General features: G+C 30.0%; 15 protein-coding genes. 14 read left to right on the top strand and 1 reads right to left on the bottom strand.

Annotated features, from left to right (window positions below; all coding sequences use genetic code 11):
• Window positions 1–105: 105 nt before the first annotated feature.
• From FYJ33_RS12240 to FYJ33_RS12230, 3 genes are all read left to right on the top strand, one after another.
• Window positions 106–609 (top strand): COG2426 family protein, encoded by a 504-nt coding sequence (locus FYJ33_RS12240; protein ID WP_154532008.1) that lies wholly within the window; start codon window positions 106–108, stop codon window positions 607–609.
• A gap of 145 nt (window positions 610–754) precedes the next feature.
• The gene (locus tag FYJ33_RS12235; RefSeq protein ID WP_206046692.1) at window positions 755–1,189 is read left to right on the top strand and encodes an HD-GYP domain-containing protein; all 435 of its coding nucleotides are present in this window, start codon (window positions 755–757) and stop codon (window positions 1,187–1,189) included.
• Window positions 1,190–1,331: 142 nt separating this feature from the next.
• A complete protein-coding gene (locus tag FYJ33_RS12230) occupies window positions 1,332–1,796 on the top strand; it encodes a hypothetical protein (RefSeq protein ID WP_154532007.1) in 465 nt (154 codons plus the stop codon).
• 172 nt (window positions 1,797–1,968) lie between these two features.
• On the opposite strand, the gene FYJ33_RS12225 is transcribed toward FYJ33_RS12230, so the two are convergent.
• Window positions 1,969–2,793, bottom strand: a complete 825-nt coding sequence (locus FYJ33_RS12225) for an Rpn family recombination-promoting nuclease/putative transposase (protein WP_206046691.1) — start codon at window positions 2,791–2,793, stop codon at window positions 1,969–1,971.
• A gap of 126 nt (window positions 2,794–2,919) precedes the next feature.
• On the opposite strand from FYJ33_RS12225, the gene FYJ33_RS12220 reads away from it, so the two are divergent.
• The 11 genes from FYJ33_RS12220 (at window position 2,920) to FYJ33_RS12170 (ending at window position 15,075) form a co-directional block, all read left to right on the top strand.
• A complete protein-coding gene (locus tag FYJ33_RS12220) occupies window positions 2,920–3,207 on the top strand; it encodes a hypothetical protein (protein WP_206046690.1) in 288 nt (95 codons plus the stop codon).
• A 114-nt stretch (window positions 3,208–3,321) separates the two neighbouring features.
• The gene (locus FYJ33_RS12215; protein ID WP_154532004.1) at window positions 3,322–4,677 is read left to right on the top strand and encodes a sucrose-specific PTS transporter subunit IIBC; all 1,356 of its coding nucleotides are present in this window, start codon (window positions 3,322–3,324) and stop codon (window positions 4,675–4,677) included.
• A gap of 187 nt (window positions 4,678–4,864) precedes the next feature.
• The gene (locus tag FYJ33_RS12210) at window positions 4,865–5,863 is read left to right on the top strand and encodes a LacI family DNA-binding transcriptional regulator (protein WP_154532003.1); all 999 of its coding nucleotides are present in this window, start codon (window positions 4,865–4,867) and stop codon (window positions 5,861–5,863) included.
• A 27-nt stretch (window positions 5,864–5,890) separates the two neighbouring features.
• Window positions 5,891–6,052 carry a TetR/AcrR family transcriptional regulator gene (locus tag FYJ33_RS12205; RefSeq protein ID WP_154532002.1) on the top strand — a complete coding sequence of 54 codons (162 nt, stop codon included), beginning with the start codon at window positions 5,891–5,893 and terminating at the stop codon, window positions 6,050–6,052.
• 12 nt (window positions 6,053–6,064) lie between these two features.
• Window positions 6,065–6,259, top strand: coding sequence for a hypothetical protein (locus FYJ33_RS12200; protein ID WP_154532001.1), 195 nt, complete (start codon window positions 6,065–6,067; stop codon window positions 6,257–6,259).
• A 119-nt stretch (window positions 6,260–6,378) separates the two neighbouring features.
• Window positions 6,379–6,948, top strand: coding sequence for an L-2-amino-thiazoline-4-carboxylic acid hydrolase (locus tag FYJ33_RS12195; protein ID WP_154532000.1), 570 nt, complete (start codon window positions 6,379–6,381; stop codon window positions 6,946–6,948).
• Between the two features lie 158 nt (window positions 6,949–7,106).
• The gene (locus tag FYJ33_RS12190) at window positions 7,107–9,362 is read left to right on the top strand and encodes a DEAD/DEAH box helicase (RefSeq protein ID WP_154531999.1); all 2,256 of its coding nucleotides are present in this window, start codon (window positions 7,107–7,109) and stop codon (window positions 9,360–9,362) included.
• 31 nt (window positions 9,363–9,393) lie between these two features.
• On the top strand, window positions 9,394–11,511 hold the full coding sequence (locus tag FYJ33_RS12185; RefSeq protein ID WP_154531998.1) for a Z1 domain-containing protein: 2,118 nt from the start codon (window positions 9,394–9,396) through the stop codon (window positions 11,509–11,511).
• A gap of 23 nt (window positions 11,512–11,534) precedes the next feature.
• The gene (locus tag FYJ33_RS12180; protein ID WP_154531997.1) at window positions 11,535–13,466 is read left to right on the top strand and encodes a hypothetical protein; all 1,932 of its coding nucleotides are present in this window, start codon (window positions 11,535–11,537) and stop codon (window positions 13,464–13,466) included.
• Window positions 13,467–13,469: 3 nt separating this feature from the next.
• Window positions 13,470–14,324, top strand: a complete 855-nt coding sequence (locus FYJ33_RS12175; RefSeq protein WP_154531996.1) for a hypothetical protein — start codon at window positions 13,470–13,472, stop codon at window positions 14,322–14,324.
• Window positions 14,314–15,075 carry a DUF6339 family protein gene (locus FYJ33_RS12170; protein ID WP_154531995.1) on the top strand — a complete coding sequence of 254 codons (762 nt, stop codon included), beginning with the start codon at window positions 14,314–14,316 and terminating at the stop codon, window positions 15,073–15,075. The genes FYJ33_RS12175 and FYJ33_RS12170 overlap by 11 nt, the downstream gene beginning before the upstream one ends.
• The last annotated feature ends 49 nt before the right edge of the window (window positions 15,076–15,124 follow it).

The following is a 15,124-nucleotide window of genomic DNA, read 5'->3' as shown; positions in this document are numbered from 1 at the left end:
CACTTGAAATATTTAAAACATTAATATATTGAGAAAATAGTGATATTATGAGAAAATAGTGGTATTATGAAAAATAAAGAAAAAATCAACAAAGGAGTATAAATTATGGCACAATCACTTATAAACTGGTTTACAAATGTATTAAGCTTTCTGCCACATGAAGTTGTTGTATTTATAATTTCAATGATTCCTATTCTTGAGTTAAGAGGAGGATTAGTTGCAGCAGCATTATTTCAAATACCGATGATAAAAGCTATAGCAATATGTATTATAGGAAACCTTATACCTGTACCATTTATATTATGGCTTATAACACCAATATTTAGGTGGATGAAGTCAACAAAGATATTTAGACCTATGGTTGAAAAGTTAGAAAAGAAATCAATGGAGAAAAGTGATAAGATACAAAAATATGAATTCTTAGGACTTGTTCTATTTGTTGGTATACCTCTTCCTGGAACTGGTGCTTGGACAGGTTCATTAATTGCAGCACTTCTTGAAATTAAACCAAAGAAAGCATTTTTAGCTGTCTGTACTGGACTTATACTAGCTACAGCAATTATGTGTTTTATTTCATATGGAATTCCATTTATAATTAAAATGCTGTAATTTAGATATTATTAAAAAAACTAATGATGCTAGGAATGTGATTTTTATTTTCTGTTTGCAGATAATTATGCTGCCAATAATAATTAAAATATACAGTAGAGTAATAAAAAAAGATATAAGAATATCAGCATTCATTTACCTGACGATGTTAACGTTAATTGCTTTTATAACTGAAATAGCACGAACAGGTCATGGATGTTTAATTGTTACAATACTTATTACAATTATTCTCAAGGTTATTTTTACAAAGGATGTGGAGAAGATACGAGTGGCTTCAATGATGCATGATATCGGTAAGCTTATGATACCTTCTGAGATACTTGACAAAAAAGGAAAACTAACTTTAGAAGAGTTCGATATTATAAAAACGCATGCTACTTTAGGTGAAGAAATATTACATAACACAAATGGAACAATAATGGAATGTGCCAAAGTCATAGCGCTTGATCATCACGAGAAGTGGGATGGCAAAGGCTATAATGGCAAAAAAGGCAGTAATATTTCTATAGAAGGAAGAATAGTAGCCGTAGCTGATGTTTATGATGCACTTGTTAGCAAACGAAGTTATAAGGAAGCATAGAAACTTACTACATTCATTCTCTACTGCATTAGAAAAGAAGATAGATTTCTGTAATACAGCTTATCACCATTGTAAATATACCTGCCAATGGCTTAGTACGTCCAACAATGCCCCATTCCAACAATAAAGGTGTGTTGTACTAATGCAAATCGAAGTAGATAAAAAAGTAATACAGGATAGATTAAAAGATTTTCAGCATATGAGTAATCTTGTAAACCCTTACTTTGAAAAAGAAAATATCCATTTATCATTTGCAGGTTATAGCAAGACATTAAGCTCTTATATAAATTGCGACAACTATGACATATATGGATTACACACATTGCTTAAAGATTTAAATTTTTGGGTTGAATACATGGGTGAGGTAGTTGCTATAAATCAATATTTATATCTGAAATATGAGAATATGTTCAAATATTATTCAGTTTTTGATTTATCACCTAAAAATCAAGTTAAATACAATGAAATTAAGCAAACATATGAAAGATTAAAGATATACACAAAGCTTTTAAGGATTCAATACAATATGTTTAAGTCATGTTCTTACAATGTATTGAAATTATATAACGAAAGCTCAAGAGCACTTATATATAGAAGTTCATTCTAAGAAAATGAGATGTGATTATTCTTTTCTGAACAAATAACCCTAGAACGATTTGAGGTAAAATTATTCTAGGGTTATTTTAAATGTCTATTTCTTTGCTTAATTTACCCATATATTCCTTATGACAACAAATAAGCCTAAGACGATACATTGAAGTATTATCTTAGGCTTATTTTTATAGTAATGTTTTAGCTTTTTCTATGACTGATTTACAATCATCACCCATTATTTTGAGAATTTCCTCTTCTGATTTTCCGGATTTAAGATACTTCATGATTTTGTAAAATTCATCATGACCCTCTTCACGACCTTCTTTCTTGCCGTCTTTAAAATTCTCATAAAACTTTTCCTGTACGCTCAAAAACTCCACCTCTAATTCTTTATTAGACTTTATTTCGAGTACTTTACGATGTATTTTTTGCACGAAGTCACAGCTATTATTAGCTGTCTCTTGATTTGAGCTACACAAATAATTAAGGAAATCACTTATATTTTTATCAACATTTTTATTTTCACCATTTGCATTTAACACTATTTTATGTATACCATCATTTAATTTAAGGTTTAGACTGTTTAATTCGCAAATATATTCAAAATCATATCTACTATAACCTTTATGAAATAAGTCAAATGGACAAATGAATATAATATAATCATTTCCTAAATTACTATAATCTTCACTCTTATCAAGAGATTGTACATCCATCGCACTTTGATAAAATCTCATTCTTGTAGGAATATTTCCTCTATCAGTATTTTGTATTTCTATATTATACTTATTATTATAGACATCTTTTACGTATACATCAAGCCTAACTCCTCTTGAGCCATACTGTGGACTTATCACCTCCTGCGTATTTACCATCTCAATTTCTTTAATTTCCATATTTAAGAGATATTCAAGAAACTCATGAACGATACTAATATCATTCATAACTTTTCCAAAAAGGAAATCATCATTTAGATTCAATTCTTGTAAACTCTTCCTTTTGTATGACATATTTTGTCCCTCCATAATTAGTGAATTTACTTGTTAAAGAACTATGAATATAGTTACAATATAAGTATATTCCATTATACGTAAAGTTTTTTAAAATATAGTTATAACAATGCTATAATGACAGCTATGAATAAGCTTAATGCGAAAAAGATTCTTTTTGGTGGTTCAATTACAGTTACAACTAAAAATCTGCTTACTGTAACAAGCAGAGATTATATCAGGGAACTTGTAGATAAAGGAGTTAAGGCTGTTACATTTGTTGAATATGTACCAATTAATGAATTAACCATGGACTTAGCTCCCTCTGATAAGGAACGTGAAATATTAAAAGAGAATATATCTGAACTTAGAAAAGAATTTGATGAAATTGTATTGAAAAAGAATATTTTTAATTTATATTTTCGCAGAATATGAGGTGAAAAAAATTTCTAAAGTATTAAAAAAAATATGTAAACGTATTGACAAAATATTGTGGAACTGGTATCATAAACTCACGAAAACGATTCAGAAAGTTAAGGAGGATTTGTTATGAAAGAACAAAGAGTGGCAAAAGAGATACTAGAACATATTGGTGGAAAAGAAAACATCAAATCAGTTGAACATTGCGCTACAAGGCTTAGACTGATACTAAAAGATAAAAGCTTGATTGATGAAAAAGCAATAGAAAATATTGATGGTGTAAAGGGACAGTTCTTTGCGGCAGCTCAGTATCAGATAATACTTGGTACTGGTTTCGTAAACAAGGTTTATGATGTTATAGTAGGGGGAGATCAAAACCTATCAAACAGCAGTGCAAAAGAAGATGCTTATTCAGATATGAATACACTTCAGAAGATATCAAGAACACTTGGAGATGTATTTGTACCTATAATACCAGTGCTTGTAGCAACTGGATTGTTCATGGGCGTAAGAGGACTATTAACAAACCTTGGCGTAACTATGGACAAGAATTTCTTAACTTTTACAGAAATACTAACTGATACAGCATTTGCATTTTTACCAGCATTAGTTGCATGGTCAACAATGAAGAAATTTGGTGGAACTCCTGTAATTGGTATAGTAATAGGACTTATGCTTGTTGCACCACAACTTCCAAATGCATATAACGTTGCGGCAGGAACAGCAAAACCAATACAGCTATCACTTTTAGGACTTAGTATTCCGGTAGTAGGATATCAGGGTTCAGTTCTTCCAGCATTAGTGCTTGGAATAATAGCAGCTAAGATAGAGAAATTCTTTAGAAAAGTTGTACCAGATGTTTTAGATCTTATAATAACACCGTTTATTACTTTACTTATCACTATGGTTTTAGGTTTATTAGTAGTGGGACCAATAATGCATAGCGCAGAAACAGGTATATTTGAAGCAATAAAATACTTTATGTCAATTCCTTATGGTATAGGTGGAGCACTAGTGGGTGGACTTCATCAGGTAATAGTTGTTACAGGTGTACACCATGCTTTAAACGCACTTGAAGTTGAACTTCTTGCTTCAACAAAAGTTAATCCATTCAATGCAATGATTACTTGTGGTATAGTAGCACAAGGTGCAGCAGCAGTTGCAGTAGCATTAAAAACTAAAGACAAGAAAAAGAGATCATTATATATATCATCAGCAGTTCCAGCTTTTCTTGGAATAACTGAACCAGCTATATTTGGTATTAATTTAAGATTCTTAAAACCATTTGTATTTGGATGTATCGGTGGAGCAGTAGGTGCAGGATTTGCAGGTGCACTTCACATGGCAGGAACAGGAATGGGAATTACAGCAATACCAGGAGTTCTTTTATACATTAACAATATAGGTGGATATCTATTGATTAACGGAGTAGCAATGGCAGTATCATTCTGCTTAACTTACTTCTTCTTCAAGACACAGGAATAAGAACAATGATCGATGATTGATTACTGATTAAAAGAATAACAGGTGGATTCTTCAAAAGATGAAGAGTCCTTTTTTTTATTGTTGCAGTAAGTAAGATGAAAGTATTCTAAGTGTTGAATCAAAATGTAAAAACACATATTATCCAACTTGTGCTATAATGTTGTTATTAGAGGAAGTGGAGGAAATTATGAAACAGAAAGTTACTATTCAGGATATTGCAAATATGGTCAATGTATCGAAAAGCAGTGTTTCTAGATATTTAAATAATGGATATGTTAGTGAAGCGACAGCAGAAAAGATTAGAGATGCTATAGAAAAGACTGGATTTGAAACTAATTTCTTTGCATCAAGACTAAAAACTAAAAGAAGCAGACTTATCGGTATAGTATTACCTAGAATTAACTCAGTAACTGTAGGATGTTTATTAACAGGAATAAGCAGTGTACTTGAAGAAAAGAATTATCAGAGCTTAATTCAGATAAGTAACCTTAGCATTGAAAAAGAAATAGAAAACATCAGAAGTCTTGCAAAACAAGGCGTTGATGGGATAATCGTAAACTCAATTGCTGTAACTAAGGAACATATAAAGGCAGTTAGTAATTTATCTGTACCTGTTATTTTTACTGGACAGAAAAACGATATCGTTAACTACATAAAGCTAGATGATTACAAGGCAGGCAGGATAATGGGACAATATTTAAAAAATAAAGGTCACAAAAAAGCTGTGTTTGTAGGTGTCAGTGAAAATGATAAAGCAGTTGGTGTTGACCGTAAAAAAGGCTTTATAGATGAGTTTACAAGAGATAATACTGGAAGTAGCGTAGAATTTGTTGAGACAGGATTTTCATTTGAAAATTCTTATGATAAAGCAGGTGAAGTTTTAAAATTAAATCCTACAGTTATCACCTGCGCTACAGATAATATCTGTCTTGGAGTGTTAAGATATTTTCATGAAAATAAGATTGAGGTACCTGAACGTGTTTCAATAGCAGGTTTTGGTGGATATGATATCGGCGCTGTATCTTATCCAGCACTTACTACTGTAGCATTTGATTATGAGCATATCGGCAGTAAGACTGCAGAAGGTTTATTAAAACTTATTGAAGAAGATATAGAGGAAATACAAGAAGAAGATCATGTTTCATTAAAAATTTTAGAAAGAGAAAGTGTGGCTAAAATAAAGTAAATACAACTAGATGAATGGAAAGTGACTATGAGAGAAAATAAAATAAGAAATGAAAGAAAAAGTGAAATAATGGATTATGCAATGAAATTATTTGCAGAAAGTGGCTATGAAAATACAACTATTGAACATATAGCAGAAGGATTAGATATGGATGTTGAGCTTTGCTATAAGTATTTTGAATCGAAATAGCATCTATATGATATGGTGCTGGAAACATACGTTGATATATGTAGTGAAGACATTATAAAGGTATTTGACAGCAAGCCTTCAATTGATGACTCCATGGTTACAGCAAAGTTTATTTTGCATGGTGAAATGTCACTTATTAATGATGATAAGTATGCTACAGATAATATTCAATATGTACAGAATATGATATGGAAGATTCTAAAATAAGCAGGATTTATAAATATATATTTATTAGCAAATAACCAGGGTATATGATGCCCTGGTATATTTTGGAATGTTCATTGAACGATATTCAATAATCCAATATAAAAGAAGGGGAGATATTAATGGAAGAGTTTCTTATTGATAAGTATGGTGAAAATAAAGGAAAAGAGTTATGGAGATTAACAAGTGATAAAGTTACAAAGTTAATGAACAAGACCAAGCTTGCTACTAGTAAAGATAGAAAAGATACCCTTAAGAATGTTATCTTTTCAAAACCTGCTTTATACTTAGTGTTACATGAAAAAGGCTTAAGTAAGGAAGAATCCTATGATGTAGTTTATGAATTTCTACATACAGTTGTGTGCGTAAAGAGTAAAAAGCAGTATCAGACTATGGAGAAAATCCCATGTTTCTTTACGATATTTAAAAAAATATTTATTAAAAAGACTACAACAAGTGATCTTTGGACAAGCAGTTTAAAGTGTTCAGGCAAAGATAGCTTTGAAGTTGATATTACTAGATGTTTGTGGCATGATGCATGCAGCGAAGCAGGATGCCCTGAGATTTGTAAGCTGTTCTGTGGTAATGATGATGAAAATTTTGGAGAACTACGAAAAATAAAATTCATAAGAAAAGGTACACTTGGAAGAGGCGATAAGATGTGCGATTTCATGTTTGAAAAGAGAAAATAAAATAGAAATTATTGATAAAGACTTCCGAAAAAGGGGGTCTTTTTTGTTATGTAAAAAGACAAATTAGAAGAATGTTATTAAATGCTAAATTGAAAAATAAATGTTATTATGTGATATAATTTAACTAAAAAGGAAGGAAACATAGATAGGGTGAGTAAATGAGAGACAACAAAAACACTAAAGAAATTCATTTGGCTTCTGGTGCAGAGGAAAGATTTTTAGATTTATTTATTGATGTATTTGGACCTGAAAAAACAGACAAGCTTCTTATACAATATGGAGTAAATGATATCTATGGAGGAAGACGTTATATTGATTTTGCAATTGTCACAGAGAATAATAAGGTGGCTGTTGAAATAGATGGGGAAGGTGTTCATGAGCCGGGAAAAGTTTCTCATGAAAAATATTATGATGATTTATTAAAACAGAATTCACTAATATATGATAACTGGAAGCTTTTCAGGTGGACAGACGGACAGCTTAAGAGATATCCTGACAAAGTTAAAGATGAAATGTACACATTCTTAAGTGATTATTTAGCTGAAAAATCAAGGAGTGATATTGAGAAAATTGAGCCTAAAGGTGTTACTTTTGAACTAAGAGATTATCAGGAAGATGCTATAAACAGCTTAAGGAAGTTAAGAAAAGAAGGAAATACAATAGCACTTCTATATCATGCAACAGGCATTGGCAAAACTGTAACGGCAGTTGAAGATGCCAAATCATATGGTAAGCGAACTTTATTTATAGCTCATACTAAGGAACTTGTAAAACAAGCTGCTATAAAGTTTAAGGAATTGTGGCCGGAAGTATCATGTGGCATTTATATGGGGGATTGTAAGGATAAAGAATCCTATGTAGTATGTGCATCTGTACAGAGCATAAGTAGTAATTTAGATGAATTCTCCAAGGATGACTTCAAATATATTGTTGTGGATGAAGCTCATCATGGGACAGCTGAGACATATAAGAAGATATTTGAATATTTTGATGCAGATTTCACTTTAGGACTTACAGCTACACCAGAAAGAGCTGATGGTGAGGACGTTTTAAAACTGTTTAAAAATATAGCTCATAAGGTTGATCTTGAAACAGCAGTAAAGAAGAATTATTTATCAGAAATAAGATGCATAAGAATCAAAACTGATATTGATATATCTAATGTAAGAATACATGGTATTAATTATGATCAGAAGGATTTAGAAAGTAAGTTATTTGTGCCTCAGAGAAATAATGTAATTGTTGATACTTATATTAAATATGTTAAGGGTAAGAGAACAGTTGTATTCTGTGCATCTGTACATAATGCAGAAGAAATTGCAATGTTATTTAGAGAAAATGGTGTTAGCGCTGAAGCTGTGTCAGGTTCATTAAAACAGCAGAAGAGAGATAAGATTCTTAATGATTATGAAGAAGGAAAGATTGAGGTTCTCTGTGCATGTGATTTATTAAATGAAGGATGGGATAGTCCTAAGACAGAAGTTTTATTTATGGCAAGACCTACAATGTCTAAAGTTATATATCTTCAGCAGCTTGGAAGAGGTACAAGAAAAGCAGAGGGTAAGGACTGCCTGCTTGTATTTGACTTTATAGATAATGCAAATATGTTCAATATGCCTTTGTCATGCCACAGAGTATTTAACCTAGAGAACTATGTTCCAGGAGCACTTATCTTAGGCCATGGTAATAGAAAGTTCAAGGAAGCAGATTTTTTAAGAAGAGGTGAAAAGCCAGTTGAACTTATAGATATGCCAGTAAATGTGCTTGATTACGAACATGTTGACCTATTTAATTGGAATGAAGAAGCTAAAAAGATGATTTCACAAAATGGTTTTGTAAGAATGGTAAATAAGCAGTCTGGAACAATAAGTAGCTATATAAAGAATGGTAAAATTAAGCCTGATCTTATAGTTCCATGTGGCAGCAAGTCATTCAACTATTTTAAAGAAGAAACAGTTAAATTTTATGCAGAGGAGTTTGGCTGGACTCTGATAACAAATGAAAATATTAAAGATATGTTTATCGAGTTTGTAAAGAAGATGGACATGGCATACTCATATAAGCCTGTGCTACTTAAAGCAATGCTAAGTGAATGTGATGAAAAAGGTGTTGCTGCAGTAGAAGATATTATTGATTACTTTATTGACTTCTATGGTGATAGAAAATCACGAGGACTACAGGCCGAAAAGAAGAAATCAATCTACAATAATGATGAAATAGATAGAAAAGCAATTCAAAAGAATATCTTCTCAAATCCATTTGGAAAGTATGAAGAAATGAACTTCATGGAAAGATGCAATGACATTGAATACGTGAGATTCAATAAATTTGTGTGGAAGAAGTTAAGTAGAGAAGAAAAAGTTGAAATAGATAGAATATGCGATGAAAAGTTAAGTAGCTATTATAGAGAGTAGATAAAGTCTACTTTTAAGGAGGATAAAATTAATGAAATTAGATTTAAACGGAGAATTTTTTAGCAGTAAGAAGGTAGAGTATAATGAAGCAACAAGGAATTGCATATGTGATGTGGTTTCAAAATTTGAGGAAATTCAGGATAAGCCGTTAATGATGCTTGGTAAAATACAGAGCGGTAAAACTCGATCATTTATTGGGGTGATTTCATTAGCATTCGATAATGATTATGATCTTGCTATAGTATTAACAAAAAACTCAAATGCTTTAGCAAAACAAACAACAGCAAGAATGAATCAGGAATTTAAACAATTTAAGGATGATGATTTAGTAGATGTTTATGACATTATGTGTATGCCACCTGATTTATCAAAATTTGAACTTGATAAGAAGTTAATAATAGTAGTGAAGAAAGAAAAAAACAATATACCTAAAATGCTTAATTTTATTAAAAAATACGCCTTTAATGTGGACAAGAAATGTTTAATTATTGATGATGAAGCAGATTTCTGTAGTATAGGATATGATAAAAATAAAGATACAGAGATATTTGATTTAAGAAAAATAGCATCACAGATAAATGAATTGAGATTAGAATTAACTTGTAAGTTTATACAGGTAACAGCCACTCCATATTCCCTATATTTACAACCAGAATCAATAAATTTAGGTGAAGGCGAAATTAAACCTATAAAACCTGCAAATACTGTGCTTGTACCTTATGGTGAAGGATATATTGGGGGAGAGTATTACTTCGATAGAGAAAAATATCCTTTAGGAGAGTATTTGTATTGTTCAATTGATAATAAGGAATTAGAAATTATAAAAACAAGTGATAGACGTAAGTTTAAGGAAGAAGATATTCTGACTAGTGATAAAATTCAAGGCTTAAGAAAAGCTGTAATTAATTTTATTATAGGAGGATGTATTAGAATAATACAAAATGGTGGGAGTCCAAAGGGTAAGAAAAATAAATTTAGTTTTATAATTCATACGGAGATAGCTAAAACAGCTCATACAAGACAAGAAAACATGATTAGTTTATTGCTTGAAAAATTAGAAGAGGAAACTAAGAAAGACTCTAACTTATTAAATCAATTTATAAACGAAGGATATGAATATTTTAAAGAATCAATAAATGCTTATGAATTTGAAATTCCAATTTTTGAAGAAGTAAAGAGTTGTGTTATAAGAGCAATTAAAGATCAATGGGTAAGTAAAGTAATTGTAAATTCAGAGAATGATATAAATGCATTACTAGATGATGATGGACAATTAAGACTTAGAACACCACTTAATATATTTATTGGGGGACAGATATTAGATAGAGGAATCACAATATCAAATCTTATAGGATTTTATTATGGTAGAAACCCACAAAAAATGCAGCAGGATACGGTATTACAGCATTCAAGAATGTACGGGTACAGAAGTAAAAATGATTTGTCTGTTACTAGATTTTATACTACAAAAGATTTATATAATCGTATGAAGAAAATAAATGAATTTGACTCAAAGTTAAGAGAAGATTTTGAGCAAGGAAAGTTAAATAAAGGTGTTATCTTTATTAGCAAAGACGAAGATGGAAGAGTAATTCCTTGTTCACCACAGAAAATATTAATTAGTAATACGCAGATTATCAAAGAATGGAAGACAACAACACCTGTGGGTTTCCAAACTGGTTGTAAAACCAATATAGAAAAGAATATTAGCAGAATTGATAGTATTCTTAAATATAGAAACAATGGAGAATTGAAGGGAATGTATAGAGTTTCAAAGGAAGAGGCTATTGAGATTATCCAACTAATATATAAAACTATTAAAATAGAAAATGATGAATGTATAGATGAAAAAGGTTTTATAGCGATAATAAATTATTTATCAAAAGAATATGTAAATGTGTACTGTGGAGTAGATAGAAACATAAGTAGGTTAAGAAAAACATCAAGGTATTATTCAGATATGCCATACAATAGAGATTATGATCTAAGATCAGCCAAAGAGATGGCAATAAGTGAGCCTACTCTTATGCTTATGAGGCAGAATGGTAGAAAAGAGAATGGTTGGAGAGATGCTGAGTTTTATTGGCCTGTTCTAGTAGCTCACAAAGATATTGATACTGCAGTTTATGCTGGTAAGTTACAAGGTTAAAAAAATAAGGAAAAGGTGTGACCATGGGGAAAATAAATGATAAGCTATGGAGATTTTCTGCTATTCCAGGGATAGAGGAATCTTCTTTTAATAAGGTTTTAGAAAAGTTCTATGATTTTGGGATAGCAGGACTAGTAAGAGAAAATGTTCAAAATTCTTTGGATGGGAAATTACCTGGTATTAATGAACCCGTCAAGATAACTATTAGGACTGGCAAAGTAAAAGATGAAGAAATCCCAGGACTAGGTGAAATCAAAGAAAGAATACTATGTTTAGAAGGACGAAATTCATATACTAGAGAAACAATAGACTATATGAAAAATAAAATGAATGTACAATTAGTGCCTTATATTTCATTTGAAGATGAGAATACTAAAGGATTAGCAGGTGCAAAAAATGGACAAAGTAATTCAGACAAAGATACATGGAGTGTTTATGCTTACAATAAAGGAGTGCATTCTGAAGATAGCGACGATGATCATGAAAAATCAAGAGGTGGTTCTCATGGTATAGGAAAAATTGCTTCTAATGCAGCTTCTGATTTATACATGATGTATTTTGCTAACTGCGATGAAGATGGAAATAGACATCTTGGAGGAACTGTTCAGTTAATTGAACATAAATATGAAGATAAATATTATAGATCAACAGGATATTTTACTAATATTAAGCAGCTAGATGATACTACTACGAAGTTTTATCCTTTTGAAAACAACTTTGGAGGTATCTTCTCAAAAGATACCAGAGGACTTAAAATTATAATTCCTTTTTTGAGAAGTCAGTTTAATGATGAAAAAGAAATAATCAAAAGTATATGTGATAATTTCTTTATAGCAGTTTTACAGAACAAGTTAATTGTAAATGTAAATGATAAGATTATTGATAAAACAACAATAGAAGATTACATATTAAATAATGAGTATTATGTACAGGAAACTTCTGAAATTAAAGAAGAATTTACTCCTCTTTATTTTACAACTTATAAAAATATAGTGCCAAGAGAACTCTCTATTAAAGATCGTGAAAATGAATATGAATTTATGCTGTATTTTAATTATGATGAAGAGATAACAAAGGGTAGAGTTGGAATAATAAGAACTATTGGTATGAAGATTGAGGATAAAAAGATAATTGGTAATGCTAATAAGCCATTTAACGCAGTGTTGATACCAAAATCTATTATAGAAGATTCATTTTTAAAGTCATTAGAAAATGAGTCTCATACAGAATTAACTTTTGAACATATTAAGGATCAAAAATTGCAGAAGAATGCTAAGAGATTTTTGAATAATCTAGCTAAAGAGATTGCCAAGGTCATAGAAGAAGAAATGAACAAGAATAATCCGACAGATGGAAAAATGAATACAAGTGATATTTTATATGTTATAGATAATCAGTTTAAACAACAGTTATCTAAATCAATTAATAGGGTTAAATTAAAAAGTGGCATTAAAGAAAAAGAAATAATTGAGATAACTACTAGAGCAAAAAAAGAAAAAACTGATTCTAAAAATAGTAAAGAAACTGAGCATAAGAAGAAAGAAAAGAAACAGAAAGCAGTAAAGAAAATTACAAAAGAAGATCCAACTACGAATACAGAAGATATTGAGAAAAATTCTGTGTTTAAAACAAAACCAGATGTTGTAGAAAGATTGATTATTAATAATCAAGAATATCTTAAATTTGATTTTACTGAAGCTAAAGAAGTTAAGAAGGCAACTTACTGTGATATCTCATTATCTGAAGTTGATGGTTCAGGAGATCAAAGCAAGGATACTTTTGATTTAAATGGTAATTATCAGTCTGTAATAGATAGAGCATCAGGTCGCGAACTTAAAGTGATAAAGAACAAAATTAAAGATGCTTCAATTAATAAAGGTATAGTCCAGCTACAGATAAGTACTAAAGAAAATTATAATAAAGCATTGAAATTTATCTATTATGTGGAGGTATAAAATATGATTTTTGATAAAGATGCAAATTTTCCATATCCAGTGCTATCTTATAAATCAGATAGTTACGAATATAATGATTTTATGCTGTCCATTAATCTTGACGAAAATACAATGAATTATAAGCTGTATATTAAGTATAATATAGAGTCGGATTTTATTAAGAAACTGTTACTTCATGGACAAGCTCAATTATTGTTGATTATTAAATCAAAAGATAATAGTTTCTATCCTATTGGGATAAAACAGAATTCTCTAGAAATACCTAAATCAAGACTTGCACTTAGCTCAAGGACAAGTATTCAATTGTTTATACAATCTAAAGAAGAAATAAATTTTGCTGATAATGAAGATTTAAATTCCTTTTATAGTGAATTTAAAGATGAAATAGTTGTGCCTAAGAATGCTCTTCTCGGCTATTCTAATACAGTAGTATTCGATGGAAGTATAAAGAAACCATTAGATCTTTTTGAAAAAAAAGTTGATGAAACTTTAAAGTCGGATATTAAAATACAATTATCAAGTGAAACTATAGTAATAGTGTATAAAAATAAAGAATTACAATTCGCCAATTCTTCATATGGGCAGGCACTTAATAATCCTTATGTTTATATGGGATTGCAGAAAGCACTTTATAGATTTATTCAAAACAATAGTGAAGAAAATGATGATGAAGTCGAAATTAATGAGATAGAGGTGCCTTATGATGCGTTAGACGTTAAACTGTATAATCTTATGAAGAGAAAGATGGTTGATGTAGTTAACTATGACAATATTGATGAAGTGATATATGCTATATCAGATAAAATATTAGACAAATATTCTTCTGCAGTTTGGAGGTTACAACAAAATGGAAATTAGGCTTTTAAAAAGCGGATACAAAAATAATGAGCAATTTTATAAAGATTTTCTTGAAGATAAGATTAAATATAATGATGAATACTTCTCAGATGAAATTATAGAATTGAAATCTGCTCCAGATTTTCCTATTTATATGGGTGTTGGTTATGAAAAGAATCGTGAGGAACTCTTTTTAAAGGCATTTGATGTTATTTCAAAAAACTATATAAATCTTGATAGGGATATTTATCTTAACGAAACATTCTGGCATTCTCTTATGTGCTGTGAAAAATCTAAATATATCATAGAAAAATATCCAAATGTTACTGAAAGTATAAACAATTTTAATAATATTGTACTTAAGAAATTTGATTGGGAAAATTACATATATAAATGTATTCTAGGTGCCCAGTATGTTGAGGATAATATTAAAGAAGATAGTGAAAAAAATAAATTTTATAAACTTATTGTAGAGAATCTTGATCTATATAATTACATGATAAAATATGAGATCTTCAGAAATGATAAGTTTATTATGAATATACTTGAAATTATAGATGAACTTGATTTGTCAAAAGTAATGAAGGCCAAGATTATTGGAAGAGATGATCTTGGTAAAGACGAACGTGTAGGTAGAAGAATAATTTATGAATTTAATAAAAGCTATCCAGTTATAATGGCACCTATGCTGGAAAAAGAAGAATTAAAGGAAATATTTCTAAGATTCTTATCTTATTATTATGATACAAATAAACTATATATAAAGCAGTAATTTAAATTATATAGTTACTATAATTTTAGTTTAAGATTTCTATTACTAT

This window comes from Inconstantimicrobium porci (assembly GCF_009696465.1).
Classification (GTDB): Bacteria; Bacillota; Clostridia; order Clostridiales; family Clostridiaceae; genus Inconstantimicrobium; species Inconstantimicrobium porci.
Note: the sequence above shows the minus strand (reverse complement) of the source record. Positions and strands in the feature narration are given on the sequence as shown.